Consider the following 25,790-nt stretch of genomic DNA (forward strand, 5'->3'; position numbering starts at 1 on the left):
TATGAGATTACCTAAGTTTTTTGCAACTTTTAAATCAGAAAATGAATCTGAACTTGATGAATTTACAGTTGGTGGATTAACTCTTGATAATGTTATCCAAATCGGTAAATACTTACGTGAAAAAGACGAAAAGGAAAGAATTGAAAATTTAAGGTTTTTTAATCAAGTTCTAGATTTTGTTATTGAATCAACTGGATTGACTGAAGATGAAATAGGCAAAATGGATTTTACAAGGACTATTGAACTTTTTAACTATCATATTGAAAGACAAGGGCTTTAAGTGTTAAGGCTATGTTTAAGTGTAAGGCGGTGAATAACAAGATGAGTAATGAATTATTAACACAACAGCAACAAGCAGCAGCTAGTTTATTAGCTAGTGGAAGTATGGAAAAACAGGCTATTGCAAAGCACATAGGGATAAGCAGGACTACTCTATATCAGTGGATGAAGAATGATAAGTTTATGGCTGAGGTGGACAGACTCAAACATGAGATAAAAGTTTTCGGCCAAGAGATTATTGCTGGTAAGTTGGCTGAAGCAGTGTCTAAGTATTGGGATCTAATTGACTCAACTGATAACCAACGTGTGAAAGCTGAGGGCTATCAATACTTCATTAATAGGAACCTTGGTAAGCCTACAAGTAAGTTGGAATTAGAGGCTGGTATGAAGGAAGCAGAGGTGTCTGAAGACATATTAGATGCAGAGTTTGACGAGTGGGAAGCTAAAGAATAATATGCACATTATTATACATAATGGATGATTAGCAATAGGGTAGATACTCATTTGATTATCAGTTAGAAGCACGGGAAATAAGGATAATACGATGAGAATAACACTAATAAACTATAACTAATTGAGAACGTTGATGTATCAATGTTTACACGAGGTATCAACTACCTATAGCTAGAATTATGTTAACAAGGTTTATGAATTTTTAAGATTTTTATGAAAAATGTTAGAATAATTATAAATAAATAAAAATACATAAATATGAATAAAAATTAATCAGATCAAAGGGTAGGGGCATTCTAATTTTGAAATTGAAAATTCCCCCGTAGCAGTCTCCACAATTTTTTATAAAATTTTTCAAGTCTGGAGGTGACATCCATTGAATGGACATTAACACTAAGGAAAATCGACAACTCCTTTTTAAATATCTTACCAAATTATATGACTCAGATAAAGCTAAGGAACTAATGAGGAAACATAAAAATAATCTATTCGGTCAAAAAGGTTTAGCATACGCAACTGCGAGAAGATCATTTGAATATTTCTGCCTTCACTTCCTTCAGGACTTTTTTACACCCAAAGATGACAATATTGCTCGCCCACTTGCTAAAGTACATTTCGATGTTTGGCAAGAGCTTGAGAATATCTTTATTCATAATACTCACGATAAGCAAGAATTTATTTTGAGTCGTGGTTCAGCTAAAACAACAATTATTGATATGGCTCTAAGTTGCTTTTTGCACACTTATAAACTCAGTACATATACAGTAATTCTTGCAAACAAGGAATTGGATGCAACTAACTTTGTCGATCAAACAAAAACTGCTTTACAAAACCCATACATAGTTCACACCTTTGGAAATCTTATAGTACCAAGGAAAAGGACAGTGAATAAGTTAGAATTGGAACTTGATAATGATACAAAGATAGCAGCATTTAGTTCTCAAACTTCCCTCCGTGGTACAGCATATGTTTCCCCAAAAGGAAGGTCGAGGGTTACATGCTTTATTGCTGATGATTATATTTCTGAGAATGATGTTATTACCCCTGAATCGAAACAAAAAAAGTATCTGAGATGGCAAAAGGAAGTAGAAGAAGCTGGGGATGAACCTATTTATAGAAATGGAAAATTAATTAAACCTGGGTCTAAGTTTATAGTAATTGGCACTCCTTTGGCGACTGGAGACTTCATAGATCAAATATCTAAGAATCCAGAGTATAAAGTTTTTCATAGAGGTGTAGTTGATTTTGATATAGATGAATATTTCGAAAATCATATTCATTGGCAGGAATTTAAAAGAATTCTATTCAATGACAAGTTAGACGATTCTCTTCAAAGTGCAACTGAATACTATAAAAATAATAAATCTGAAATGGATTTCCCTACATTATGGGATGATAAGTACGAATGTCACAAACTAGCTATAAAATATTTCTCCAAACGTATAGCTTTCATGCAAGAGCTAATGTGTAATGTAGATAGCATAGGTGATAAATGGTTTAAATCAAATGTCACTAAGTCTAGGGACGACATAGAGGAAAACACATTCACTAAAACGATGCTTTGCATAGATACTGCTGGTGTGAAAAATAAAGATAAAAAGCGTTCAGACTCATTCTCCTTTGTAGTTGGTTCTGCTGCAACGAATAACTTTAAATACGTTCGGAGCGGCCAATTAAGAAAGTTCAATGAGTTCGATGAGTATATAAATCATGTGATTGACTTGCTTTACACATATGAAGATATAACACATATCTATATAGAAAAGAATACATACAACGGTTTAGATGTGGAACGAATTCAGCAAGAAATAGCAAAGAAAGAGCATAAGGCATTGGCTTCTCGAAGACTGACCTTTATTAACGAAATGCAAAGAAAAAATAAAGACGAGAAAATTTCTACTATTGTTTCTGATGTAAACAATGGAAGAATTATCTTCTGTTCTGAGCGTGTAGAGAAGAATGCGTTAGATCAACTTATGGAGTTTGCAGGACAAAGTTTCACGAGACATGATGACTTTGTGGACTCTGTAACTGAATTTGCTAACCGAATTGATGATATACAAATAAAAAAAGAAATAAAATCCATCCCTCGTGGGTGGCTTTTTTAATTAGGCGGTGAAATAGTGGTAAAAGAAGAATTAATATTAAAATTGCTCGATGAATTAGAGCTAAAGAAACCTAAATATCAAAAACTACAGGATTATTATGAAGGTAATCACAAAATACTTCATGATAAATCCAAAGTCGATAACACACGACATGATGAGAGAACCTATTTCAACTATTGTAGAAAGACAGTCCAAAACTATACTGGCTATTTGTTAGGGAAACCTATAAATTATTCCAGTAAATCTGGCAATAAGGAATTTCTTGATACAATTGACAAATACTTTTCTCATTGGGAAAAAGATCACAATATTAACTTGAAGCAACTAACAGAAGTTTTTGGTTTGGCATATGAAGTTTCTTATGTTGATAAAGAAGGTGAATTTCAAAGCACATATTTTTCACCATTAGAAATGATTGTCCTTCATGACGGTTCTATTGACAGAAATGTTTCTCTTGCAGTTAGAAAGTACTACAAACCTTATGATGAAACTGAATATGTGGATGTATGGGATATTGATTTCTACACGACATATGTATTGAAGGGTAGAGACTTGGTACAACTAGAACAAAAGAAACATTTATTCTCTAGGTGTCCAGTTTCAGAAGTACCAAATAATGAGTTAAAGAAATCTGCTTTTGAGGACATTGTGAGAATCGTAGACATATATAACAATATTCATTCTACTGCTGCCAATGAAATCCTTGATCATCGTTCAGCTTATTTGGTTATTGAAAATGCGGAATTGTCACCTGAAGAAGCTGTGAAGATGAAGGAAAATGGAATCTTAATTGTACCCCAGGGATCTAAAGTTTATTGGGCTACAAAGAATATTAACGGTTCATTTGTTAAAGATATGCTCAAGGATTGGCAAGATGAAATCTATATACAAACTAATCAAGTTAACCTCAACGAAAACTTCCAAAGTAATACATCTGGAGTCAGTATTCGATTAAAGTTGCAAGAATTGGAGAATATCTCAGCTATTAAGGAAACTATCTTCGAGAAAGCAATTAGAAAGCGTCTAAGATTGTTCTGCGAATGGTTAAAAATAGCTCAAAACAAAGAGTACGACTATCGGGACATCTCTATTTCTTTCGTTAGAAACGTTCCTGTCGATGAAAAGGCCATTGCTGATATGGTTGTTCAACTACAAGGCATACTACCTAATGAAGAGCTTATTACTTGGTTGCCAAGAGTAACTAACCCTAATGCATCTATCGAAAAACTGGCATTAGAACGTGAGACATCCAGTTTATCAATGGATTTAAATGAAAATCAGTTGATTGATGGTGAACCAAGTGAGCAAACTTAATGAAGATTTACTGAAATTACTTGAAAATTTGTTTGAGCAATCTGATCAATCTTTTGAGGATGTTTTGTCAGAGTATAGGAAGAGTAACGGAAAACTTAAGCAATTAGTGGCTAATCTTTACATGGAATATAGTATAGATGGTGAAATTTCCTTAACTCAAACTCAATTACAGAAAGCTATAAAAGAAATAGGCTTACAGATTGAAAAGGAATTGCGGAAAATTGGTACACTCGAAATTGCTTTGCTAACAAGTTTATTAAGTACAGTTTTTACCCAGTCTTACTATAGAACTACCTACACTTTAGAGAAGAATATCGGGATAAAAATAAGTTTCAATCGCCTTAATAAGTCCATTATTGATGCATTTTTAAAGGAGAATTGGAGCGGAAAACATTTTTCTCAAAGAATCTGGAGCAATCTTGATCAACTAAATATTTCATTAGCCAATAATCTTAGAAAAGGAATACAAAATGGATATAAGTTAGATAAGATTGCCAAGTTATTCGATAAGGAGTTTGGCAGTAAAGCTTATCAATCTCAACGACTAGTAAGAACTGAGACTGCCAGAATCATAGAGACTTCAAGGCAAAAAGTTTATCAAGACAATGGTGTTGATAAGGTTCAATGGCTGGCAACTTTGGATCAAGTGACATCTGAAGGTTGCAGAGAACTTGATGGGAAAATATTTTCCATAAACGATTCAAGCAAACCAAAATGTCCAAGACATCCTAATTGTCGCTCAACATACGTTCCATATCTCGATTTTGGAACAAACCTTAGGAAAGACAACGAAACAAAAGAATATATCCCATATAAAAACTATCGTGAATGGGAGAAAGCAAACAAACTATAGTCACTCATTAGTGGCTTTTTATTTTGTCTTTTTTCATGTTTGAAGACGGTAAAGAACAACTTGAACTATTAAATCAGACACGTCATGGCTCGAACATGATGGGTTAGGAGGATATATTTATGGATTTACAAGCAGTAAAGAAGTTTCTAGAAGAACAGAAAGAAAACGAGGATGTAAAAAGCTACTTACAGGAACTTTCAAAAGTTACTGTTGATGGAGTTAATACATTTCTTGAAACAGAGGAAGGAAAGAAATTTTTACAACCTACACTAGACAGATACCATACTAAGAGTCTTGAGAGTTGGAAAAATAATAACCTTCAAAAATTAATTGATGATGGAGTATCTAAGCTAAATCCATCCGAAACTCCAGAGCAAAAACGTATTAGGGAGCTTGAGGAGAAGATTGAAAAAGCTGAATCAGAAAGAACAAGAGAGACTTTGAAAAATAAGGCACTATCTACACTTTCTGAAAAGAAACTTCCGACATTCTTACTTGAGCATTTAATTGGTCAGGATGAAGATTCAACAACACAAAGTTTGACTAAGTTTGAAGAGGTTTGGAACGCTCAACTTCAATCAGTTAAACAAGAATTGTTGAAAGAGAATGGAACAACTATTTCAGGTAGTAGTTCTAATTCAGATAATTATAAAGGATTAAATCCTACTCAACTAATGAGTCAGGCATATTCACAATCAAAACAAAAATAAAAATTGAAAAGGTAAAGGTGATATTATTATGGCAATTACATTATTAGAAAGTGCAAAGTTATCTCAAAATACATTAAAGAAGGGTGTTTCTGAAACATTCGTTTTAAATGCACCTGTGCTACAAATGCTTCCGTTCATGGAGATCAACGGAAATGCCTATACATACAATGAGGAAGCTACTCTTCCTGGAGTTTCTTTCCGTGGAGTGAATGAGGGTTACGAAGAGTCTACTGGTACTGTAAACCCTAAGACAGAATCTCTAGTTATTCTTGGTGGAGATGCAGATACTGATAAATTCATTGCTCAAACACGAAGCAATATTAATGACCAACGTGCTATCCAAACAGGATTAAAAGTAAAAGCATTAGCTCATAAATTCCAAGATACATTCTTCAATGGTGATACTGCTGTTGATGCTAAGTCTTTTGATGGACTTAAAAAGCGTTTGACTGGAAATCAAGTAATTGAAGCTGATTCAAATGGATATGATGTAAACACTGAACCTCAAAATAGACTTCTTGAAATGTTAGACGCTCTAATTTATCAAGTTTCAGGTAAAGCTGATGCATTGTTCATGGACTCTAAAACAATGCTTAAAATCAAATCTATTGCTCGTCAATTAGGTTATTTTGATACTTCTCTTGATGCGTTTGGTAGATCAGTGGTTTCTTATGATGGAGTACCTTTCTTTGAAGCAGGCGAGAATGCTCAAGGTGTAAAAGTTATTGGTCACGATGAAACTCAAGGTACTGCAAACAACTCAACTTCTATTTATGCTGTTAAATTTGGTGCAGATGAGTATGTGTCTGGTTTAACAAATGGTGGAGTACAAGTATATGACCTTGGTGAGTTAGAATCCAAGCCTGCATACCGTACTCGTATTGAATTCTACAATGGTATTGGTATCTTCAACGGTAAGGCGGCTGCACGTCTTAAAGGTCTAATTGTTTAATAGTAATTGATAGAGGGGTGAATAAAAATCATCCCTCTTTATTCATATTGTGAGGTGATTGGATGTATAAAATTAAAACTCCAAATGGACATTACAATGGGACTACACATGGAGTTCAATTTGTAAATGGACTAGGAGAAACTAAAGATGAGAATGTGAAAAACACACTCTTAAATGACTTTGGTTATGAGTTGGTAAAAGAGCAAATTAAAAAAGAAGAAAAGCCTAAAGAAGTTCAAAAAGCTAATCCTTCTACAAAAAAGTAGGTGAATATAAATGGATGAGTTAGTTGTTGAAGAACTAATCCTAAATGTTCAAGATATTTTAGGTGCAGATGTTGAAGAAAGACAAATAAGACCATACGTTAAACGTGCCATTAACTTTGTGAAGAACTACTGTCGCTTGTCTGAAATTCCAGTTGATTTATACGAAACTATAGAAGATATCGCAATTTTTAAGTATCGAAGTCAAGGGATTGAAAACATTAAAGCTGAAGGAAAAGGTAGTTTAAGTGAATCCTATATGGAATCGCTTCCTAACGATATAATTAATCAGTTGAGTGGTCGTAGGCAGGTTAGAGTAATATGAGACTACCTAAAACCTTCTACACAATCCATGAAACTCGTGGTGAAATACTTGGATATGATGATTTTGGTAGACCATATTATCAAACAGAAATTACTTACAAACCATTCAAGGGTGAATCTGAACCGTACTCATCCAAGAAAGCTGAAACAAATTATGGCTTATTTGTAGATGTGAGTCAACGAGTTTTTTGTCGTCCTAATCCTGATATTCTAATTGGTGCTGAAATTCGTTATGATGACGAAGTTTATACAGTTAATGAATGTTTAAAGTATGATAAACATTTTGAAGTCTTGATTAAAAAAGGAGGCGCATAATATGGCTCTAAGAATTAATCAAGCAATTCAAGATGCAAATCAAAAAAGGATTAAGGTTGCTAATGATATTTCTATGCTTTTGGAAAGGGGAATTAAGCAACGTGCACCTGTTGGGGAAACAGGACATTTAAGACGTAATAGTGGAGCTGAGGCAACTCATCAGGAAAACAAGTCTGTCATTGAAGCCGGAGCCAATAATGTTGAGTATGCTGCCGTTGTTCACGAGGGTTCTACGGTAAAAAACATAAAATCTCAGCCTTATATTCGTGATGGGATTGAACAAAATTTGGATCAAATCAAGGAAATGATCCATGAAGGAATGAAAACAACATGATTACAGCTACTTATCAATATCTTGCGTCTGATGCTTCTCTATGCTCATTATTGAACCATTTTCCCCAAGAACAAAGTCATAAGATATTCTTTGGACGTCCTCAGAATGTTTATAACAATGCCCATCAAGTGAACGAGAAAGGTAGTTTTATTGATTATCCCTATATCGTTTATGATGTAATCCCTTTAACTCAGAACGTGGTTACTTCTGAGTATAGAGTTAAAGTCACGTTGGTTGTTTCAGATGAATTACAACTAAAGGATATCACCAAAAGGTTAATTGAAATCCTCGATTTTAATAAACCAAATATTAGTCGTCCTACTAACCTAGTCAACGACACAACTATTTTACATTCCCAACTTCTCACAGGTGGGAATTTTCTTTTTCATGAAGAAGAAAAGCTTTTCGAACAAACACAATACTATTTAGTTAAATTGAAAGGATGAATTATTTATGTCAACAGAACCTATTTTATTCGGAAGTGGAACTTTATATATCGTTCCTGATACGATCGATATTGACACAGCAACAGAAGAGGAAATTGAAGCAGCATTACTTCAAATCGGTGAATCAAGTGGAGAGGCTTCGCTAAACGTTACTCAAAACTTCGCTGATGTACGAGGTGGAGAATTAAATCAAATCATATCTAGCTTCATGACCTCTGAAGAGGTAGTATTTAATGCTGGTATTTGCACATTAAATTTAGAAAGATTATCTGAAATCTCAGCAGCGTACTACGAAGACGATACATTATCAAGTAAACGAACTATGGGTATTGGGGGATTACGTACAGTTCCCATCAAACAATTGCGATTCGTGCATACAAAACGTGTCGATGGTAAGCCACTATACTTAGATATGTTCCGTGCTCAGAATCGTAGTGGGTTGCAAATGGTATTTAATCCAGAAGCTGAAACTGTATTCAATTTTGAGTTTAAGCTATTGGCTGATTCAAGTAGACCAAATGGAAATATCGTGAGAATTACAGAAGAGTATTAATTCAAAGGAGGGGCAACCCTTCTTTTTTTATTTAACCAATTTTAAGGAGGACATACAATGTCAAATATTATTGATTTATCCCTATTAACAGCAGAACCATTGATACTTAAATTTTCAGAGGATGATACCTTTACTATTCCCTCTGAGCCTAGTGTTGAATTAGTAAATCACCTTCTGGATTTTGAAGATAAGGCTATAAAGGCAACAACAAGTAAGGAACAGTTTAATCTATTCGTGAAGATGGCTTCTATGATTCTTGATCAAGATGAAACAAGAGATGTAAATGAAGAGTTTGTAAATAAAAATGTAAGTCTTAGTCAAATGAAGGCGATTGTAGAGTTGTACAAAGCGAAAGTGACTGAGAATTCACAGAACCCAAACTAAAAATCCCGTATTTTCCCGATACCAAGGGAAGTGCGGGATTTTCTTATGGAGAGAGCCAAGATTATGAGTTGTTTAGTGATATTGCAATACTTTCTCATTATTACACGATGCCCTACATGGATGTTTTAAAAATGCCTCACAGTCATTTTTTATCTCTCATCAGGCAATATCATATCCATGAATTAAAGAAAACGGAAGAGGGACGTGAATATCTGAAGAAAGCATATCGCTATGCGAATCCAAGAGTGGATGCTGATCTTTCCGCTATTCGATCTCTTACAGGTTATACCTCTAAAGAGAAGGGAGGTTATTAATATATGTCTACATATGATATAGGTGGCTATCGTGCTGAAATTACTCTAGATAATTCAGGTTTAGTTAGAGGCTTAAATGATGCTGATAAAGCTATGAACAACAGTGAAAAGAAAGTATCAAGCATGGGAAAAGTAATTGGTGGAGTAGCTTTAGGTGCTGTTGCAGGACTTGCCGCAGCATTTGTTGGTATTGCTGGTGCAGGATTTAAGGCTTCTGATGATCTTCAAAAAGCTTTAAATGGACTTCAATCTTCAACTGGTGCAACAGAAGTAGAAATTAAAGCTATGGAAGACAGTCTTATGAACATCTACAATAACAATTTTGGAGAATCATTCCAAGATATTGCAGATAGCATGGCATTAGTAAAGCAGAATACTGGATTAACAGGTGAGGCTTTAGAAAATGCTACGCAAAACGCATTAATGCTTCGAGATACTTTTGGTAAAGATGTTTCAGAATCTACAAATGCAGCTAACTCACTAATGAAACAATTTGGAATTTCTTCAGAAGAAGCATTTAATCTCATGGCACAAGGCATACAAAACGGTGCTGATAAAAACGGTGATTTGCTTGATACTTTAAATGAGTATGCTCCGGCATATGAGGCACTTGGATTTACGGCAGAGGAGTTCACTAATTCTTTAATTGATGGAGCTGAAAACGGAGCTTTTTCAATTGATAAGGTAGGGGATGCTGTAAAAGAGTTTAATATCCGAGCTAAGGACGGTTCAAAAGCATCAGCGGAAGGTTATGAGTTACTTGGGCTAAATGCAGAGGAAATGACCGCTAAGTTTGCTGCTGGTGGAGATACTGCACAGACAGCATTCCAACAGGTGATGGATTCATTAAATTCACTTGAAGATCCGGTAGATAAGAATACTGCTGGTGTAGCTTTATTTGGATCAATGTTTGAAGACCTTGAAGCAGATGCTATCGGTGCATTAGGTAACATAGGAACTACTGCGAGTCTTTCAAATGATGCTCTTGCAGAGATTAATGAAGTCAAGTACGATTCATTTGGAGAAGCTATGTCAGGAATCGGACGTAACTTCCAGACTGCCATGATCGAACCAATGAGGGAACACGTACTTCCATTGTTAGGTCAATTCACCGATTTCATTATTGCTAATATGCCTCAAATCCAAGAGTTTATTTCCAATGCTTTTACAGTAATTGGTGATGTGATTGGGACAGCAATTGAATATGTTTCGAAAATAAAAACTGCATTTACAGAAGCTAATGATTCCACGAATTCCAACTTCTCAAAGATTAAAGAAGTGATTACTGATGTTATCAACACAGTTAAAGAAATTATTGCTTCATTTACTGAATCTGCAACTATCCTATGGCAAAAATATGGTGATGATATTGTAAAATATGCAACTTCTGCATTTGAAAATATATCGAAGGTCATAAGTGGTGTTCTAGATGTAATTAAAGGAATAATAAACACTGTTCTTGGTGTCCTGACAGGTGATTGGGATAAGGCTTGGAAGGGAATTAAGCAAATAGTAAGTGGTGTATTTGAAGCGATTTCAGGTGTTATTTCTCAAGCACTAAATGTTATTAAAACTACAGTGAATGTTGCTTTATCATTCTTGGCTGATTTGTTTTCAGATATTTGGAATGGGATTAAAAGTACGGTGTCCTCAGTGGTTTCAGGAATAGTTGATAATGTGAAATCAAGGTTCAATACCATGAAATCTACAGTCTCCGACATATTTAATAATGTATGGACAAGTGCAAAGGATATCTTCAACAAAATTAAAAATGCAATTACTAGTCCGATAACGGATGCAGTTGATACTGTGAAAAAAATGATTCAGAAAATCAAGGATGCTTTTAATTTTAGTTGGAGTTTACCAAAGTTAAAACTTCCTAAAGTTTCAGTCTCCATGAAAGAAAACTCATGGGGAATACCTTATCCTGATTTCGATATTAAATGGCATAAATACGGTGGTTTCTTCGACAAGCCTACTATTGCAGGTTTGGGGGAAGCTGGTAAAGAAGCTATTGTTCCGTTAGTTGGTAATCAGATGAATCCATTTGCCGATGCGGTATATCAAAGGCTTCAGGATAGAATTTTAGGTGGTAACACTACATACAACAGAAATAATAATAGTACAACTTCACATAACCAAGATATAACGGTTCATATGCCAATTACCATTAATTCTAAGACCAACTTAGATGCTAACGAACTGAAAAAGATAAGTAAGTATGTCGCAGGAAGTTTTGTTGATGGTTTAAGTGACCGAGGTATGAAATTTTCTTTATAACCTCTCCTTCATTGGAGGGGTTATTTCTATTTTAAGGAGTTGATTACATGACTATAAAAAATAAGATAAAAAGTATGGCTAAAAATAACTGTGCTTATTTCAGTCATGCAGATAATTGTATTTTAACTGAAAGCACTTGTTCTTATGATAATAATAAATTTTTAGGTCACTGTAGATGTGTGTATTTTGAAAGTTCATTATTACCATCAGATAAGTCATTGGAAGAAAACTACTGGCTAGAAATAACTGAAACTGAGAATGTAAACCCTAATAGTAATATAGCAAACTGTTCAAGGTGTTCGAAGGAATTCGTTAAGAATAACAATAAACATAAATACTGTGATCTTTGTAAAGAAGAAATGAACAGGGAGTCATCAAGAAAGAGCATGAGAAAAAGTAGAGGTGAGAAGATGGAAGTTAATGTATCATTTCACAATCAAATAGACATTTCAAAAGTAGAACGAGAAAATCTTAAATATTTTGTGAAGGAAGCCATTCCGAAAATAGGAGGAGTTTACTTCTTATTAAAAGATGGAGTAGTTTTCTATGTAGGCCGATCTATAAATCTTCAAAATAGGTTAATTAGTCATGCATCAAAAGATGGCTACCTTCAATCGGCAGACGAAATTGCTTTACAATACATTGATGAACTATCCATGCAATATGTTGTGGAAGCAGTGGCAATTGCGGAGTTTATGCCTGAATTAAATAGACTTGGAAAGACAGTTTAAAGTCCTCATCTTTTAAGTTCTAACATGTCTAACACTTCGATATGAGCGTTTTTCTCAAAAAGTAATAGTAGGATTCATTGCAAAATTTCTATTTGTTAACATTACATTAAAATACGTCTTGAACATGCGAATTAAAGTCCAAGACGTAATTATTTTATCGAATATTTATCTTAGTTATTTTATAACCTTCTTCTGTCCCCTCGAATGCTTCTGTATATTGTAAATCAAACTCCACTTTTTTATATAATTTGTTCCCCAATCCATTTGCAATTTCCATATCATAGAGGAATTTATAAGCTTGATTACCTACACCTTCTTTCCAATAAATAAGGACGCCAACTGAACCGTATTTGTCCTCCGAGGTAAATGTTTCATATTCCTCATTACTTTCATAATGATCAATCATATCAACCCAATTTTTATAATCTTTCTGTAATTCTTTGTCCTCTAAAAATTCTTTTCTGAATATTGTAGTTTTATCGGGTTCTATATATTCTTCAATTAAATCTAAGTATGTATATTCAAAAACATCGAGTAGATTATCCGTAGTACCGAGATATTTAGTAGCATTTTCTAAATCTCCAACTTTCATAAACTCCAAGTACTCTTCTAAGTGTGCCCTAGCTATTTCCTCTTGATTATCTTCCTCAGTAATTGTTTCCTCATTTGATCCCTCAGAAGAACAACCCACTAAAATAAAAATTAATATTACTGCTAATAATACATTTTTTAGCAAAATAATATCCTCCTTTGAATTTGACCTCAAAGAAGGATATTCTATAACGCGGTACTAAATACCTCTATAATTGTTAATTTATGTATTTCTATTTGTAGTCGTATTTTTTTGAAGCTAACATTAAATTTTCAAGTATATCAGGTTGCTTTTTAATTTCACTAACTACCCATGGTTGAAGGAAATACGGTATCTCTGGATTGTTCGGGTTTGCAGTAAGTACAGTAGTGGTAGCCTTTTTGATAATATATAAATGCTCTAATTCTTGAACAGCCCCATCAAATAAGGGTAAGGGATATGTCCTATTCTCTTCTTCAAACAAGCCGTAAATAATTGCTTTTTGATAATCACTTAAACCTAAAATTTTCACTTTTGCATTTTTATAGAATTCTTTATTTCTTTTTTGGTCAGATATTACCTTCATACTATTGAAGACTAAATTTATTATTAATATTGAAACCATTAATATGAAGACAAGGCCAATCATAAATCCGTTTTCGTCTCGAAAATCAACAATGTATAAACGTTCCAAAAAAGATTTTGGTGAAAACAATAATACACCACTTGCTAAAGATATTGCTGCCATAATGTTAGTCGGCAATGTTAAAATGTCTTTTATACTCGCACTAAGATTCATAAATATTTCCCCCTTGAAGTAGGTTTTACATAAATATTATCGCCCATTTATGAATCTACTATACATTCAAAATAAGAATATATCACTTTATCCTCCTCTTAAACCTCGCCAAACCCACATAGCTGTCACCCTTAACCTTCTGCTCAACCACATACTCCAACCATTCTTGACTAACCTTATCCTTACCAGCTTGTAAATGAAGATCCTCAACCATTTCCCCATCAATCCTACAAATTATCAAATCATCAACTTTTCTTGGTGTCCTATTAGTTGCAACTGTTGGAATCCCCACATACTTTTTACCATGGTTAACATCACGTACTAATAAATGAACATGTGATTTATCACATGTATAGCAAGCCCAAGCAACCGAAGCAACAAACTTTATCTCGGCAGCATAGAAAGTTTTCGACAAAATAAAACACCCCTTTCTATATGGTAACATTTACCTAGAAAGGGGTGGTAGTAAAAAATGTAGAATTTTGAAATTATTTGAAAATCTTCCCCATCATTCTCCCAGTTATCTTCCCTGTAATTCTCCTTGCAATACGCTGCTTCACTTTCCCCTTTTTGACAGCATTTACATCTCCCAATATTTTTGCTAACCAATATAAAAATCCTCTTGTTTTATTGATACTCATATAATTCCTCCTTATCTTTTACTTTTTCTATATCCTGCATCTTCGGCCTCTGATGCAGAGCAAAACCATTCTTCAGGATCTGTTACGTCATAAAATTGTCCACCTGGAACATGGTATATTTTTTCACCATTATAAGTAGTAAGGTTTCCTTTTATGTCACAATCTTTATCTTCTACTGTAGTTGAGGAAGAAGAATCTTCATTACATCCAACTAAAACTACCATACAAACAATAACCATTAACTTCTTCATTGGATTTAACCTCCGTATATTGTATAGAAAAGACCTCCTTAATAATAAAGAGGTCTTGTTAAACTTAAGCAAATTTTGTATGTTTCGTCTTCCACTTTTCTAACGCTATAAACAACCAGAAACTGTAGATTCCAAGAGTAATAATGCATAGCAACCACCATTTGATCCAATTACCAAATAGACCGATTGCTGAACCTGTAAATTCTAATCTTCTTCCGTTAATCACAGTATGTCTTGCTTTCCATCCTAGAACCATTGTAATTGCCCAAGGATAACAAATACCGAATGTGCAAACAGTAACTAGGAAGCCTAAAATTGACCATCCAATGTACTGCAACAAGCCTCCGTCAAAATAAGATTTTTGTTCAACTGCTGACTCTGATTGCAACTTTAATGTTGCTTCTGACATTTCCATTCCCCCAATATAAGAAAAATAATAACCAATACTTATTCTCTAAGAATCTAGATTTTCCTTCAAAAAGTGTAAAATAATACTAATTTATTTATTTCTATAAGATTAAAGTAGCTCCACTTATTAGCACTAATGTAAACCCTAAACCAGCTAACCTTTTACTTATCATTCCAAGTAATGCCCAAACTCCTAATCCTACTGTCAGCAATATGGGAAGTACAAGAATAAAATCACCTATCCATTCATGAATTCCAGACTGAATAAAATCACCAATCCACTCTTTAATAGAAGGAAGGGAGGGGAATTGCACATTCCCGACCGTTCCATTATCTATAAACCTATCCCAGAATGACTGATTGCCTGACAATCTGTCTAATTTAGATGCTAGTGGAGTAGGGTCAATGAAATTTCCTGCTTGATCTTTAAGTCCAAAATGAAGATGAGCGCCCGTTGAATGACCAGTATTACCGCTATATCCTAATGTTTCACCTTCCTTTAGTATCTGACCAACCTTCACTTTAATATCGCTCATATGCCCGTATATGGCTGTTGTACCGTCTTCTAATCGAAGAATTACGCCTTTCCCAATGTTTTGAGAACCGTAATCTACAACTTTTTCTACAACTGCTTCTCCAATTGAACGTAATTCCGTGTGCTCCGGCATCTGAAGATCGACCCCTGTGTGTGGTTTGTAATTTCTGATTTCTTCCAATACACCATACTGAGAGGACAAACGAAATTTCATGTAATCACCTCCAGTAGTAAGTCTTCATTTTCTGCTTTTCGTGCCAAGTTTTAAGCATAAAGAAACCGATAATTGTTAATGTTTTCATTCTATTCAACTCCTAAACTGCTGATTTCATAGCTTCTACAAGAATGTTAAGAATCATAGGGGTAAGGGTTACTAACACATAACCAAGGCCAGCAGATTGCATCATACTGAAACCTTTTTCCTTGTTACCAATCATTATAAAAAGTGCTCCTCCAAGTACGACAACCATTGCAATGGGGTAGGCTAGAGCTTGAACTAGAGTGATTAGTGGATCAAATGCATGTAGCATATTTTGAAACATTGTATCTGCTGCAACTGTGGCTGAGTTAACCACAATCGCTTGATTTCCAGAAGCCAATGCAGAGGTAGATTGAGTTAGTGGGGCAAGTGCTAGAGGTAATACTGACAATCCAAATGACAATCCTGCTGTTTTCCCTTTTTGCATGGTAATAAGTTCTGCTTCACAAATTTCATTTTTCTTTTTCATGAAGTCTGAAATGCTACCGACAGTGTGAATTTTCTTCTTGTTGAACATATCTTTTCCTCCTCAATGGAAATCGCTTATTGTGAAGATTTGATATTCTAATCCAGTACATAATTTTTCAATTTGTTTCTTCCTATAATTTGTCGTAGTAATCCAAATAAAGAAGGGAGGTTTTTCAAGAACATTTAATTCAATTAATTTTCTATACCTTTCGATTTTATTTCTGTTTTTTACCATTTTTTGCGTATGATCAACCTCCACAACGTAGTACCTTTTATCTCGCTGAAATAAAGCATCTGAAATAATTTTCACTTTGTTCTTAACTTCTAGTTTCATTTCATTTTGCCATGTAGAGGGGCAACCATAGGCAATGTAAATACTATTCCTCATAATAAAATGTCTAGCTTGTATAGTCTTCTTTAATACTTTTGTTGAGTTAACCCTTTCACGTCCTTCCTTATTCAAATAGTAGATATTTTCACCATCTCGAAAAGAACTTAAATACTGTTCCATGTCTTTCAGCACTTTATTTGTTGTTCGAGTAGATTTGAATTTGTGTAGGATTTGTATCTGGGATCTACTAAGATAACTCAGTTTTTTCAATGAGCAAAGTATTTCGTCCACTCGTTTTTCCTTCATGAGCATTTTTTTCATCGGAGTCTACATTCTCCTTTCTTGGACGGATGTGAATATGTGGATGAATGGTTTGTTTGATAAAATCATTCTTAATATAAGGTGTCTGGACAATGTGTGTTTTTACATTCTGCTTATAGATTGCACGTCCTTGAATGTGGGGAAGACTTTCAGCACCTTTTTGATCTAAGACAACATTACTTGCTGTTGCAGTATCTAGCACAAAACTTAAACGACCAATACAATTTCTCTTCACTTGGGAACTTACAGTTTCTGTAGTTGGGTATTGGGTTGCATAGATTAATTTCATACCAGCAGCTCGTGCTCTTCTTGCGATATCTTTTAAGATTTCCTGACATTCTTTATGCTCAGAGAGATCAGCAGCTTCATCTATTACAATGAAGAATCTTTCATTAATTCCAGCTTCCTTTACGTCTTCAAAGCCTTTTTCAATTAAATAATCGTATATCTCCACCATCTTTTCTTGTGCTAACGTGAGGACATCTAGTGCCGCCTCAGCATCCTTAGCAACTTCCAGTACTTGTTTACACTCTCTAAAGCGATTAAAGGCCGTACCGCCTTTTAAATCAATCAAGAATAGCTTCACGTCATCCGGCTTTCTATGGATAAGGGTAGTAATGAGTAACTTAAGGAAGTTAGACTTTCCGAAATCAGTGGCTCCGCCAATCAGCAGATGGGCAATTTTTTCTGGGTCATGCTTTATTAGCTTTCCATCTCGATCTATCCCTACAGGTATTTGCCAACCTTTTAAACGTTTGAATAATGTTTCATCGTATGGGAAAATGTCAGTCAATTTTTGATTGTATACTCTAAACTTCAACATTCCATCAAATGTAATTTCTACTTCTTTACTCAAAGTTTGTCTTTTGGCTAATATGGCTTTAATTTGTTCTACAACATTTCCTCTCCATTTGATTAGTTTGAAATCATGGATTGAAATATCAGGAATTGATTTTTTTATGTTCAGGCCATCTTGAAAATTATCAATCTTATCTTGGAATTCTTTTGCAGACAAACCTTGAGGCATTTGATAAACAAATTCTGTGTAGCCATCTTTTTTTGATTTACGATGAATTCTAATTTCCTTTCCTTCCTTATTTTGCAATCCACAGTTTCGAGCGATATTTACTATCTTTGAATGATCATTTCTTCCTCCTCCAGAGTTTTGATAATAAGAAAAACCTGCAAGTGAACCAGCTACAATTGAAGATGTAATTTCAAATAACATAGACACCACCCTTTCCTATAGGTATTCGTAGAATAGTCCCTAACAAAAGGCAAAAGATTATAGTGGATATAGGTTAAGGAGATAACGTTTTTATTTACCAAACACATTTCTAGACTAGCGAAATGATTGGAACTGAGTTTCGGCAACTAGAACAAACTTTGTATTTGGCGAATTGTTAGGTGCTTTTGTTAGGCATGTTAAATGGTATTCACTACTGCTTGGTCATGTTTACAACTTTTTTTTGAAGAATTTTAAAGGAGATTTGGAAATCTACATAGAAAATTGTCCATAGTTGATAAATTTGGGGATGATTATTTATGCATGAAGAAGGGTTTGGAAAGCCAAGAACAAGATTAGGACAATTTTTAGATCAAAAAGGAATTACTCAAGAATGGTTGTCAAAGAAGACTGGGATTAGCCGTAATACAATAAGTAAGTTGTGTTCGAATGAAGAGTATTCCCCTAACATGGGGACAATAAAGAGGGTTATGGCAGCAGTACGAGAAGTAGATGAAAGTAAGAAAGCTGAGGACTTTTGGAGTATGTAGTATTAAATATAATTTACTTGTAATCTAGGAAAATTAAATATAATTTACTTGTAAAAATATTTTCATAGATTTTTTATTAAAAATTGAATATTCTCCTTTAAATTGGGCAATAAATTGGGACAAGTAATAAGTAAAGGAGAAGCTCAACTATGCCAAAAATAAAGACTAGAAAACTGATTATACAGAAAGAAACAAGAGGAGAAAAAAAGGTTGGTCAGTTGAGGGATAAAAGGGGACAATATACATCTCTAGATAAATTAAGAAGGGAAGAAACTGAATTAAAACAAAGATCAATAAAAGTGATCAGAGTTAAAAACAGTTATGGTACATATCTTATAAAGCAGCGGCTAATACCGGATGATATTAGAAATTTGATTATCTTATCGGTAGCTGTAGGATTATTAATCAGCATTTTATAGTTTCAAAGATAAAACCCACTAAGAAAATTAATCTTGGTGGGTTTTTGTGTCTTCAGATTCAACGAGAACGAGTAAATCATTTATATCTAATTTTAGTTCATCACAAATTTTTCCTAACGTGTTTCTTTCGTACCTTACTGTCGTATCATTATATAACCTTCTTACAGTTTCAAAAGGTATTCCAGTAGATTCTGAAAGCTGTCTAATGGACATTTTCCTCTCATCTAATATCCTTTTTAAATTGGATTTAACTCGGCTCCCCATATTATTCCACCTTTATTAAAACTAAATTTATTTCCATTATATCACAACGACTAAAAAAAGTAGTCAAAAGTTGTTGACTTTGTTATTTAGTCATTGTATATTTATGTTAGTTACTAAATAACGTAGTCGAAAGGGTGGTTAAAGTGGTTAAAAGCCTAACTAGTAGAATTTCATTTTACACTCGTAAAGTTGCTGAGAAAGGTTCAGTTCATCCATCTAAGAAGCAGCCTAGAAACTTCAAGTACAGAAGTGAGCGTTTGAAGCTTTATAAACGTCTGATGCACGAAATAATAAGGAAGGAGGGTTATGTAAAGTGATTAAAGTAAAACTACATTACGATCAAATTTTTGAGGGAATGTTAGTTAATGAAAAACATGCGCTTTTTGCAGATGGGAATACGGTATTCATGGTGAAAGTGGGAAAAACTGAAGATCCAGAGGTTTATATAGAAGAAACAAAAGCTTTGATGCCAACAATCGCTGAAAACATCAAAATTATCAATAAAGAAAAGTTGTTTATTGACATTAAGAAGATGCTTGAAATTCCACTCTTTGATTATCTAACTAAGATTTGTGATAACAAAAATGAGTTTAATCTTGGGCTTGTTCCTGAAGGGGAAAGTGAAGTTAAGAAATATTAAAAAAGGGGAGTAGAGGTTTCCAATCCCTACTCCTAAATATACCAATACGAACGTTAGTTCTTATTTTAAGGCATTACTGATTATTTATCAATACAAATTTAAAACAAAGGGGAAATGTAAAATGTTGAAGATTAAAAATGAAGTGTACGGTCAATTGGTTGCAGATGTTTCTATTGAGGTTGATTCTAATAAGGGGCATATGGCAATGTTAGAAGCTGATATGAGAACGAGCAAGTTAGATGAAGGTAGAATATTAAATGTGGTTGATCCGGTTACTGGTGAAGTTGTAGCAACGTTGAGAATACATAATGCAGAAGTTACTTGGGAGAATTATTTTGGTGAAGGGGAATAACATTTAATATGTGATAAAAATAAAAAATGTGTATAATGGAAAGCAGGGAAATCAATTCCTTGCTTTTTTTAATTTTTCTATGATAACATTCTTTTCAGTTGTAGCAATTCCATTGGTAGGTAATGCTTAGGGCAGTGGTAGGATTTTGGTAGGAAATCATCTGAAATGGTAGGATTTTTTAAGAAATCCGAGGAAATTAGGTGAGATGTAGTTTCTTAGAAATCCTTGTCATAATGCATGCTGAAACATCATAGGATATTAATGGAGCTTAAAATTTAATAAGTTTGTCCTTCGGGGGTGGGTGTAATTCCCTACCGGCGGTGATGAAGCCTTGTGCTTCTTAGTCCGTGACCCGTTAATTGTTTGACAGTTAGCGGTGGATCTGGTGCAACTCCAGAGCCGACAGTGAAAGTCTGGATGGGAGAAGGATTAAGTTTGCGAAAACAGTGAAAAATCACATATGTGACACTGTTTATTTTCCTATACGCAATTTTAATCTTCTACACCCCTAAGGCTAATGACTTAGGGGTTTTTTGTATGATAGAAGGCGGGGTAGTGTATTTGGACGATCAGTATTATATGAATGTTGCTATTGATCTTGCAAAAAAAGCGACTGGGCAGACCTCTCCAAATCCCGTGGTAGGATCGGTTGTGGTGAAGGATGGGGAGATTGTCGGGTTTGGTGCCCATTTAAAGGCGGGAGAAGCACATGCGGAAGTGCATGCAATCAGGATGGCCGGCAAAAAGGCTGATGGATCCACTGTATATGTGACCTTGGAGCCATGCAGCCATCATGGCAAAACGCCTCCTTGCTCAGACCTTTTGATTCAATCAAAGGTAAAAAGAGTGGTCATCGCTTCTGTGGATCCGAATCCATTAGTTGCTGGAGCAGGAATCAAAAAGTTGGAAAAAGCCGGTATTATAGTGGATGTGGGGATTTGTGTATCAGAGGCACTGGCATTAAATGATGTATTTTTTCATTATATAAAAACGAAAAAGCCCTATGTCACGTTAAAAACAGCATCCAGTCTTGACGGAAAAACAGCAACTTTTACAAAAGACAGCAAGTGGATCACCGGTGAAGACGCACGCCTTGATGTTCACCGCTACCGACACCAGCATGATGCAATCCTTGTTGGTGTGGGAACAGTGATTGCTGATAATCCCAGTTTGACGACCAGACTCCCGAATGGTGGGAAGAATCCGGTAAGAATCATCCTTGATACACATTTAAGGATGCCAATCGATGCAGGTATCATCAATGACAGGCAGGCACCTACCTGGATCATTACAGGTGCTGAAGCCAATGAGGAGAAAATCGAAGCACTTACCAATCAGCAAGTGACGGTAATGAAACTGCCAACTAAAGAAATAGAGATAGAGAATCTCCTGACTTTACTTGGTGATCGTGGCATCACTTCCCTGTTTGTAGAAGGGGGCGCAACGGTTAATGGCAGCTTTCTCCAATCTGGTGCGATTAACCAGGTGATCACCTATATCGCACCTAAATTGATCGGAGGTGCCGAGGCGCCAACTATGATTGGCGGTGCGGGATTTAGTTCAATGGCTGATTGCATGAATCTGAGGATAAAAGAGTGCACTAGAATCGGGCAGGATATCAAGATTGTTTCCGTGCCCCTGTAAGGAGGGAATCTATTGTTTACGGGTATTATAGAAGAAATAGGTACAGTCAAGCAGATTATCCGCGGCGATAAGGCCATCGTATTGGAAATCACAGCAAAGAAAGTGCTGGAGGACGTCAAGCTTGGAGATAGTATCGCAGTAAATGGTGTCTGCCTAACAGTGACTACCTTTTCCGCTAATCGTTTTACGGTGGATGTAATGCCTGAAACGGTTCATGCTACATCGTTGAGCGAGCTCGCGGCAGGTTCCAAGGTGAATCTGGAGCGTGCCATGAGTGCCAATGGCAGGTTTGGCGGCCACTTTGTCAGCGGACATGTGGATGGGACTGGCGTGATCCAGGAGAAGAGAAGTGTTTCCAACGCGGTCTATTACACGATTTCAGTTGGAGATGACCTGGCTAGATTTCTTATGCTAAAAGGGTCGGTAACTGTGGATGGTACGAGCCTGACCATATTTGGGGTTGCGGAAAACAGCTTCACAATCTCTTTGATTCCACACACCATGCAGGAGACGATCCTGGGTGAAAAAGGAAAGGGAGATAAGGTCAATATTGAAGTCGACATGCTGGCCAAATATATGGATCATCTATTGAATAGACAAGAACCGAAAGCGAATTCCAGCATTTCAGCGTCTTTTCTGGAAGAGCATGGATACAAATAAGGTGGGTGAAGATGGATGAGTACAATTTTCAATACAATAGAGGAAGCACTAAAAGACCTGCAAGAGGGAAAAGTGATCATCGTCTGTGATGATGAGGACCGTGAGAATGAAGGTGATTTTGTATCCCTGGCAGAGAAGGCTACTCCTGCTGTCATCAATTTCATGGCGACCCATGGACGTGGTCTGATCTGTGTACCGGTCGTGGAGGAGTTGGCTGAAAAGCTAGACCTCGCGCCAATGGTCAACCACAATACTGATTCCCATGGCACGGCTTTTACGGTTAGCATTGATCATAAATCTACAACAACAGGTATCTCAGCCTATGAACGTTCAGCTACTATCATTGAACTTCTTTCTCCGGCTGCTAAAGCTGGTGACTTTAAGCGTCCAGGACATATCTTCCCGTTGGTGGCGAAAAAGGGTGGAGTACTGCGTCGCGCCGGTCATACGGAAGCTGCTGTGGATCTCGCCGTGATGAGCGGTTCCTACCCTGCCGGTGTCATTTGTGAAATCATGAATGAGGATGGCTCCATGGCAAGGGTTCCGCAGCTTAGGGAGATTGCGGACAAGTTTGATTTGAAAATGATAACAATCAAGGACCTGATCCAATACCGTAACCGAAAGGACAAGCTTGTTCAGCGAGAAGTGGAAATAAAGCTTCCTACTGAATTTGGAAACTTCAGGGCCATCGGCTATTCCAATATTGTCGATGGAAAAGAACATGTAGCCCTGGTGAAGGGAGATATTGATCCTGAAACACCTACACTTGTCCGGGTCCATTCAGAATGTCTGACAGGAGATGTATTCGGTTCAAACCGTTGTGACTGCGGTCCGCAGCTCCATGCCGCCCTGGCCCAGATCGAGAAGGCAGGAAACGGTGTGCTGCTCTATATGAGGCAAGAAGGCCGTGGGATCGGCCTGCTAAACAAAATGCGAGCCTATAAGCTTCAGGAGCAAGGCTTCGACACTGTGGAAGCCAATGAAAAGCTTGGATTTGGTGCTGATCTCAGAGACTATGGAATCGGGGCCCAGATTCTCCGTGATCTTGGTATTTCCAAAATGAATCTGTTAACGAATAATCCTAGAAAAATTGCCGGTCTGAAGGGATACGACCTGGAAGTGGTCGATCGCATCGCACTTCAGATGCCGACAAAAGAAGCAAATGAAAACTATCTCAAAACAAAACATAGCAAACTGGGGCATATGCTTCACTTTTAATAAATAAATCATAATTTACTGGAGGTATATGAAATGGGAAATATATATGAAGGCAATTTGGTAGGTACAGGACTGAAGGTAGGAATCGTTGTAGGAAGATTCAATGAGTTCATTACAAGCAAGCTGTTGGGTGGCGCACAGGATGCGTTGAAAAGACATGGCGTGGAAGAAGGAAGTGTCGATGTAGCATGGGTGCCTGGAGCGTTTGAAATTCCGTTGGTGGCTAAACGCATGGCCGATTCCGGAAAATATGATGCGGTCATTACATTAGGAACTGTTATCCGAGGATCCACTCCACATTTCGATTATGTGTGTAATGAAGCGGCCAAAGGGGTCTCCCAAGCTTCCATGCAATCAGGGATACCTGTTATTTTTGGCGTGCTGACAACGGAAACGATTGAGCAGGCGATTGAACGTGCAGGCACAAAGGCCGGTAACAAGGGCTGGGAAGCGGCAGCGTCAGCAATCGAAATGGCAAATCTGTTACGTGAATTTTAAGATTTATTCCAAAAAGGTATACAATCCCGCGGCGATTGGATAGAATGTATATTTAAGAGTGAGATATCCGTACTGGAATGGCACCATTGCAATCTGGTTGCCTATACTATTACTATTAGTAAGAAAGTTTTTTCGATAATGAGGGGTAATGTATGTTAATTCGTTATAAGAAGAGCTTTGAAAAAATCGCCATGGGTCTTATGTCGTTTATGCCAACGGAAAGAGAACTGAAAAAACTTCAGCAGACGATGAAGGATTACGAAGAGAATGACAACTGGCAGCTATTTCTTTGGAAGGTAGAAGATATCCTTGGAATAATAGGCATTGTCATGGATGAGGACAGTTATACAATCCAGCATATAAGTGTAAGTCCCTCTCACCGCGGACAAGGATGCGGGAAAGAAATGGTAAAAGCTTTAAAAGAAATGTATCCTGGTAAATCTGTAAAGACAACAGAGTATACAACTGCATTTATTGAGAAATGTGATTTTGAGCAGTGATTTTCTCTCAAGCTTGCTAGCATTTAACAGTAAGTACTCTATAAAAAAGGAAGGCGTCCTGTGTCAAAGGTCAGCCTTCCTTTTTTTGTTGCCGTTTCATTAATTGTGCCAGGCGTTCCTGTATCACATCATCCCGGTTACGGGTGGAGTGCCGATGCACCAAGGATTGGTTTTGAAGGTCGCTTGGTGCGCCCCATATCAGATTCTCATTACGGGCTCTGGTCTTGCAGGAGTTCAAGAGTGTTTCATCAGTAAGTGGCAGGTCGATACTTTTATAGGAGTCCTGCCTTTCTATACCTGCCAGCTGGTTTTCTAATAACTCTATCAGACTTTTACTATCTAATGCCAAGCTGTCGATTTCATTGGAATGCGTGCGAACGATGGAGGTTGCGTTTGTCAGCATCCGTTTTGCCCCATTGAAATTTCCACGTCGATAGTGATAAAGTCCTACCGCAATCTGGATCAGTCCAACCCAATGGAGCTCGCGTTCATTAGCCTCTTTTTCCTTCCAATGCTCCTCAAGTACCTCATGGCATTCAAAATAGTCCCTTTCGCAATGAAAATAATGCAAATAATCGATATAGGCTAGTGGATACAAAGCTTTTCCCCCTTTAAAAAGGAT

At 36.1% G+C, this 25,790-nt stretch carries 38 protein-coding genes and 1 riboswitch; of the genes, 26 read left to right on the forward strand and 12 right to left on the reverse strand.

The features are described from left to right. Position 1 precedes the first annotated feature (1 nt). From ACQCT5_RS04655 to ACQCT5_RS04735, 17 genes are all read left to right on the forward strand, one after another. A complete protein-coding gene (locus ACQCT5_RS04655) occupies positions 2–280 on the forward strand; it encodes a hypothetical protein (protein WP_499639482.1) in 279 nt (92 codons plus the stop codon). Between the two features lie 41 nt (positions 281–321). Continuing rightward, positions 322–732, forward strand: coding sequence for a phBC6A51 family helix-turn-helix protein (locus ACQCT5_RS04660; RefSeq protein ID WP_499639484.1), 411 nt, complete (start codon positions 322–324; stop codon positions 730–732). A gap of 380 nt (positions 733–1,112) precedes the next feature. Continuing rightward, positions 1,113–2,840 carry a hypothetical protein gene (locus ACQCT5_RS04665; protein WP_499639486.1) on the forward strand — a complete coding sequence of 576 codons (1,728 nt, stop codon included), beginning with the start codon at positions 1,113–1,115 and terminating at the stop codon, positions 2,838–2,840. Between the two features lie 15 nt (positions 2,841–2,855). Further along, positions 2,856–4,154 carry a phage portal protein gene (locus tag ACQCT5_RS04670; protein ID WP_499639488.1) on the forward strand — a complete coding sequence of 433 codons (1,299 nt, stop codon included), beginning with the start codon at positions 2,856–2,858 and terminating at the stop codon, positions 4,152–4,154. Beyond that, positions 4,141–5,007, forward strand: coding sequence for a minor capsid protein (locus tag ACQCT5_RS04675; protein ID WP_499639490.1), 867 nt, complete (start codon positions 4,141–4,143; stop codon positions 5,005–5,007). The genes ACQCT5_RS04670 and ACQCT5_RS04675 overlap by 14 nt, the downstream gene beginning before the upstream one ends. Positions 5,008–5,126: 119 nt before the next feature. Further along, positions 5,127–5,717 carry a DUF4355 domain-containing protein gene (locus ACQCT5_RS04680; RefSeq protein WP_499639492.1) on the forward strand — a complete coding sequence of 197 codons (591 nt, stop codon included), beginning with the start codon at positions 5,127–5,129 and terminating at the stop codon, positions 5,715–5,717. Between the two features lie 28 nt (positions 5,718–5,745). Beyond that, positions 5,746–6,669 (forward strand): major capsid protein, encoded by a 924-nt coding sequence (locus ACQCT5_RS04685; protein WP_499639494.1) that lies wholly within the window; start codon positions 5,746–5,748, stop codon positions 6,667–6,669. A gap of 62 nt (positions 6,670–6,731) precedes the next feature. Beyond that, the gene (locus tag ACQCT5_RS04690) at positions 6,732–6,935 is read left to right on the forward strand and encodes a hypothetical protein (protein ID WP_499639496.1); all 204 of its coding nucleotides are present in this window, start codon (positions 6,732–6,734) and stop codon (positions 6,933–6,935) included. A gap of 10 nt (positions 6,936–6,945) precedes the next feature. After that, positions 6,946–7,257, forward strand: a complete 312-nt coding sequence (locus ACQCT5_RS04695; protein WP_499639498.1) for a phage head-tail connector protein — start codon at positions 6,946–6,948, stop codon at positions 7,255–7,257. Further along, a complete protein-coding gene (locus ACQCT5_RS04700; RefSeq protein WP_499639500.1) occupies positions 7,254–7,571 on the forward strand; it encodes a hypothetical protein in 318 nt (105 codons plus the stop codon). The genes ACQCT5_RS04695 and ACQCT5_RS04700 overlap by 4 nt, the downstream gene beginning before the upstream one ends. Before the next feature lies 1 nt (position 7,572). Beyond that, positions 7,573–7,905 carry a hypothetical protein gene (locus ACQCT5_RS04705; protein ID WP_499639502.1) on the forward strand — a complete coding sequence of 111 codons (333 nt, stop codon included), beginning with the start codon at positions 7,573–7,575 and terminating at the stop codon, positions 7,903–7,905. After that, positions 7,902–8,351 (forward strand): hypothetical protein, encoded by a 450-nt coding sequence (locus tag ACQCT5_RS04710; RefSeq protein WP_499639504.1) that lies wholly within the window; start codon positions 7,902–7,904, stop codon positions 8,349–8,351. The genes ACQCT5_RS04705 and ACQCT5_RS04710 overlap by 4 nt, the downstream gene beginning before the upstream one ends. 7 nt (positions 8,352–8,358) lie before the next feature. Further along, positions 8,359–8,904, forward strand: a complete 546-nt coding sequence (locus tag ACQCT5_RS04715; protein WP_499639506.1) for a hypothetical protein — start codon at positions 8,359–8,361, stop codon at positions 8,902–8,904. Between the two features lie 57 nt (positions 8,905–8,961). Continuing rightward, a complete protein-coding gene (locus ACQCT5_RS04720) occupies positions 8,962–9,288 on the forward strand; it encodes a hypothetical protein (RefSeq protein WP_499639507.1) in 327 nt (108 codons plus the stop codon). Positions 9,289–9,419: 131 nt separating this feature from the next. Then, positions 9,420–9,602 carry a hypothetical protein gene (locus tag ACQCT5_RS04725; RefSeq protein ID WP_499639509.1) on the forward strand — a complete coding sequence of 61 codons (183 nt, stop codon included), beginning with the start codon at positions 9,420–9,422 and terminating at the stop codon, positions 9,600–9,602. A gap of 3 nt (positions 9,603–9,605) precedes the next feature. After that, complete coding sequence (locus ACQCT5_RS04730; protein WP_499639511.1) at positions 9,606–11,882, forward strand: phage tail tape measure protein; 2,277 nt, start codon at positions 9,606–9,608, stop codon at positions 11,880–11,882. A gap of 47 nt (positions 11,883–11,929) precedes the next feature. Continuing rightward, positions 11,930–12,613: a GIY-YIG nuclease family protein gene (locus tag ACQCT5_RS04735; RefSeq protein WP_499639513.1), complete on the forward strand. Its 684-nt coding sequence runs from the start codon at positions 11,930–11,932 to the stop codon at positions 12,611–12,613. Positions 12,614–12,767: 154 nt separating this feature from the next. On the opposite strand, the gene ACQCT5_RS04740 is transcribed toward ACQCT5_RS04735, so the two are convergent. The 10 genes from ACQCT5_RS04740 to ACQCT5_RS04785 all read right to left on the reverse strand — a co-directional run bounded on the left by ACQCT5_RS04740 (position 12,768) and on the right by ACQCT5_RS04785 (position 18,425). Beyond that, a complete protein-coding gene (locus ACQCT5_RS04740) occupies positions 12,768–13,349 on the reverse strand; it encodes a hypothetical protein (RefSeq protein WP_499639515.1) in 582 nt (193 codons plus the stop codon). Between the two features lie 88 nt (positions 13,350–13,437). Next, positions 13,438–13,983, reverse strand: a complete 546-nt coding sequence (locus ACQCT5_RS04745) for a superinfection exclusion B family protein (RefSeq protein WP_499639517.1) — start codon at positions 13,981–13,983, stop codon at positions 13,438–13,440. A gap of 82 nt (positions 13,984–14,065) precedes the next feature. Continuing rightward, a complete protein-coding gene (locus ACQCT5_RS04750; RefSeq protein ID WP_499639519.1) occupies positions 14,066–14,398 on the reverse strand; it encodes a hypothetical protein in 333 nt (110 codons plus the stop codon). Between the two features lie 73 nt (positions 14,399–14,471). Beyond that, positions 14,472–14,624 (reverse strand): hypothetical protein, encoded by a 153-nt coding sequence (locus ACQCT5_RS04755; protein WP_499639521.1) that lies wholly within the window; start codon positions 14,622–14,624, stop codon positions 14,472–14,474. 11 nt (positions 14,625–14,635) lie between these two features. Next, positions 14,636–14,875: a sunset domain-containing protein gene (locus ACQCT5_RS04760; RefSeq protein ID WP_499639523.1), complete on the reverse strand. Its 240-nt coding sequence runs from the start codon at positions 14,873–14,875 to the stop codon at positions 14,636–14,638. 64 nt (positions 14,876–14,939) lie between these two features. Next, a complete protein-coding gene (locus tag ACQCT5_RS04765) occupies positions 14,940–15,284 on the reverse strand; it encodes a DUF898 family protein (protein WP_499639525.1) in 345 nt (114 codons plus the stop codon). Between the two features lie 100 nt (positions 15,285–15,384). Beyond that, on the reverse strand, positions 15,385–16,032 hold the full coding sequence (locus ACQCT5_RS04770) for a M23 family metallopeptidase (RefSeq protein WP_499639527.1): 648 nt from the start codon (positions 16,030–16,032) through the stop codon (positions 15,385–15,387). Between the two features lie 100 nt (positions 16,033–16,132). After that, entirely contained in the window at positions 16,133–16,594 is a 462-nt protein-coding gene (locus tag ACQCT5_RS04775) for a hypothetical protein (RefSeq protein WP_499639529.1), read from the reverse strand. Positions 16,595–16,606: 12 nt separating this feature from the next. Further along, the gene (locus ACQCT5_RS04780) at positions 16,607–17,197 is read right to left on the reverse strand and encodes a replication-relaxation family protein (RefSeq protein WP_499639531.1); all 591 of its coding nucleotides are present in this window, start codon (positions 17,195–17,197) and stop codon (positions 16,607–16,609) included. Then, entirely contained in the window at positions 17,124–18,425 is a 1,302-nt protein-coding gene (locus ACQCT5_RS04785) for an FtsK/SpoIIIE domain-containing protein (RefSeq protein WP_499639533.1), read from the reverse strand. Before ACQCT5_RS04785 ends, ACQCT5_RS04780 begins: the two co-directional genes overlap by 74 nt. A 317-nt stretch (positions 18,426–18,742) precedes the next feature. On the opposite strand from ACQCT5_RS04785, the gene ACQCT5_RS04790 reads away from it, so the two are divergent. Both ACQCT5_RS04790 and ACQCT5_RS04795 read left to right on the forward strand, forming a co-directional pair. Continuing rightward, positions 18,743–18,973 (forward strand): helix-turn-helix domain-containing protein, encoded by a 231-nt coding sequence (locus ACQCT5_RS04790; RefSeq protein WP_499639535.1) that lies wholly within the window; start codon positions 18,743–18,745, stop codon positions 18,971–18,973. Between the two features lie 149 nt (positions 18,974–19,122). Further along, positions 19,123–19,392, forward strand: a complete 270-nt coding sequence (locus tag ACQCT5_RS04795) for a hypothetical protein (RefSeq protein WP_499639537.1) — start codon at positions 19,123–19,125, stop codon at positions 19,390–19,392. A 27-nt stretch (positions 19,393–19,419) separates the two neighbouring features. Here the strand turns inward: ACQCT5_RS04795 and ACQCT5_RS04800 are convergent, their stop codons facing one another. Then, entirely contained in the window at positions 19,420–19,656 is a 237-nt protein-coding gene (locus ACQCT5_RS04800; protein ID WP_499639539.1) for a helix-turn-helix domain-containing protein, read from the reverse strand. Positions 19,657–19,969: 313 nt separating this feature from the next. On the opposite strand from ACQCT5_RS04800, the gene ACQCT5_RS04805 reads away from it, so the two are divergent. The 7 genes from ACQCT5_RS04805 (at position 19,970) to ACQCT5_RS04835 (ending at position 25,168) form a co-directional block, all read left to right on the forward strand. Beyond that, the gene (locus ACQCT5_RS04805; RefSeq protein WP_499639541.1) at positions 19,970–20,296 is read left to right on the forward strand and encodes a hypothetical protein; all 327 of its coding nucleotides are present in this window, start codon (positions 19,970–19,972) and stop codon (positions 20,294–20,296) included. Between the two features lie 121 nt (positions 20,297–20,417). Next, complete coding sequence (locus tag ACQCT5_RS04810) at positions 20,418–20,648, forward strand: hypothetical protein (RefSeq protein WP_499639543.1); 231 nt, start codon at positions 20,418–20,420, stop codon at positions 20,646–20,648. Positions 20,649–20,931: 283 nt separating this feature from the next. Then, a riboswitch (FMN riboswitch) is annotated at positions 20,932–21,081 on the forward strand. A 128-nt stretch (positions 21,082–21,209) separates the two neighbouring features. Next, positions 21,210–22,292, forward strand: a complete 1,083-nt coding sequence (ribD, locus tag ACQCT5_RS04815; RefSeq protein ID WP_499639979.1) for a bifunctional diaminohydroxyphosphoribosylaminopyrimidine deaminase/5-amino-6-(5-phosphoribosylamino)uracil reductase RibD — start codon at positions 21,210–21,212, stop codon at positions 22,290–22,292. A gap of 12 nt (positions 22,293–22,304) precedes the next feature. Beyond that, positions 22,305–22,952, forward strand: a complete 648-nt coding sequence (gene ribE, locus ACQCT5_RS04820) for a riboflavin synthase (RefSeq protein WP_499639545.1) — start codon at positions 22,305–22,307, stop codon at positions 22,950–22,952. Positions 22,953–22,976: 24 nt separating this feature from the next. Beyond that, positions 22,977–24,170, forward strand: a complete 1,194-nt coding sequence (locus ACQCT5_RS04825; RefSeq protein ID WP_499639981.1) for a bifunctional 3,4-dihydroxy-2-butanone-4-phosphate synthase/GTP cyclohydrolase II — start codon at positions 22,977–22,979, stop codon at positions 24,168–24,170. A 33-nt stretch (positions 24,171–24,203) separates the two neighbouring features. After that, on the forward strand, positions 24,204–24,668 hold the full coding sequence (gene ribH, locus ACQCT5_RS04830) for a 6,7-dimethyl-8-ribityllumazine synthase (protein WP_499639547.1): 465 nt from the start codon (positions 24,204–24,206) through the stop codon (positions 24,666–24,668). 152 nt (positions 24,669–24,820) lie between these two features. Then, positions 24,821–25,168, forward strand: a complete 348-nt coding sequence (locus tag ACQCT5_RS04835; protein ID WP_386638976.1) for a GNAT family N-acetyltransferase — start codon at positions 24,821–24,823, stop codon at positions 25,166–25,168. A 70-nt stretch (positions 25,169–25,238) separates the two neighbouring features. On the opposite strand, the gene ACQCT5_RS04840 is transcribed toward ACQCT5_RS04835, so the two are convergent. Continuing rightward, the gene (locus ACQCT5_RS04840; protein ID WP_499639549.1) at positions 25,239–25,766 is read right to left on the reverse strand and encodes a DUF309 domain-containing protein; all 528 of its coding nucleotides are present in this window, start codon (positions 25,764–25,766) and stop codon (positions 25,239–25,241) included. Positions 25,767–25,790: the final 24 nt, after the last annotated feature.

Source organism: Sutcliffiella halmapala (assembly GCF_050107295.1).
Taxonomy (GTDB): domain Bacteria; phylum Bacillota; class Bacilli; order Bacillales; family Bacillaceae_I; genus Sutcliffiella_A; species Sutcliffiella_A halmapala_A.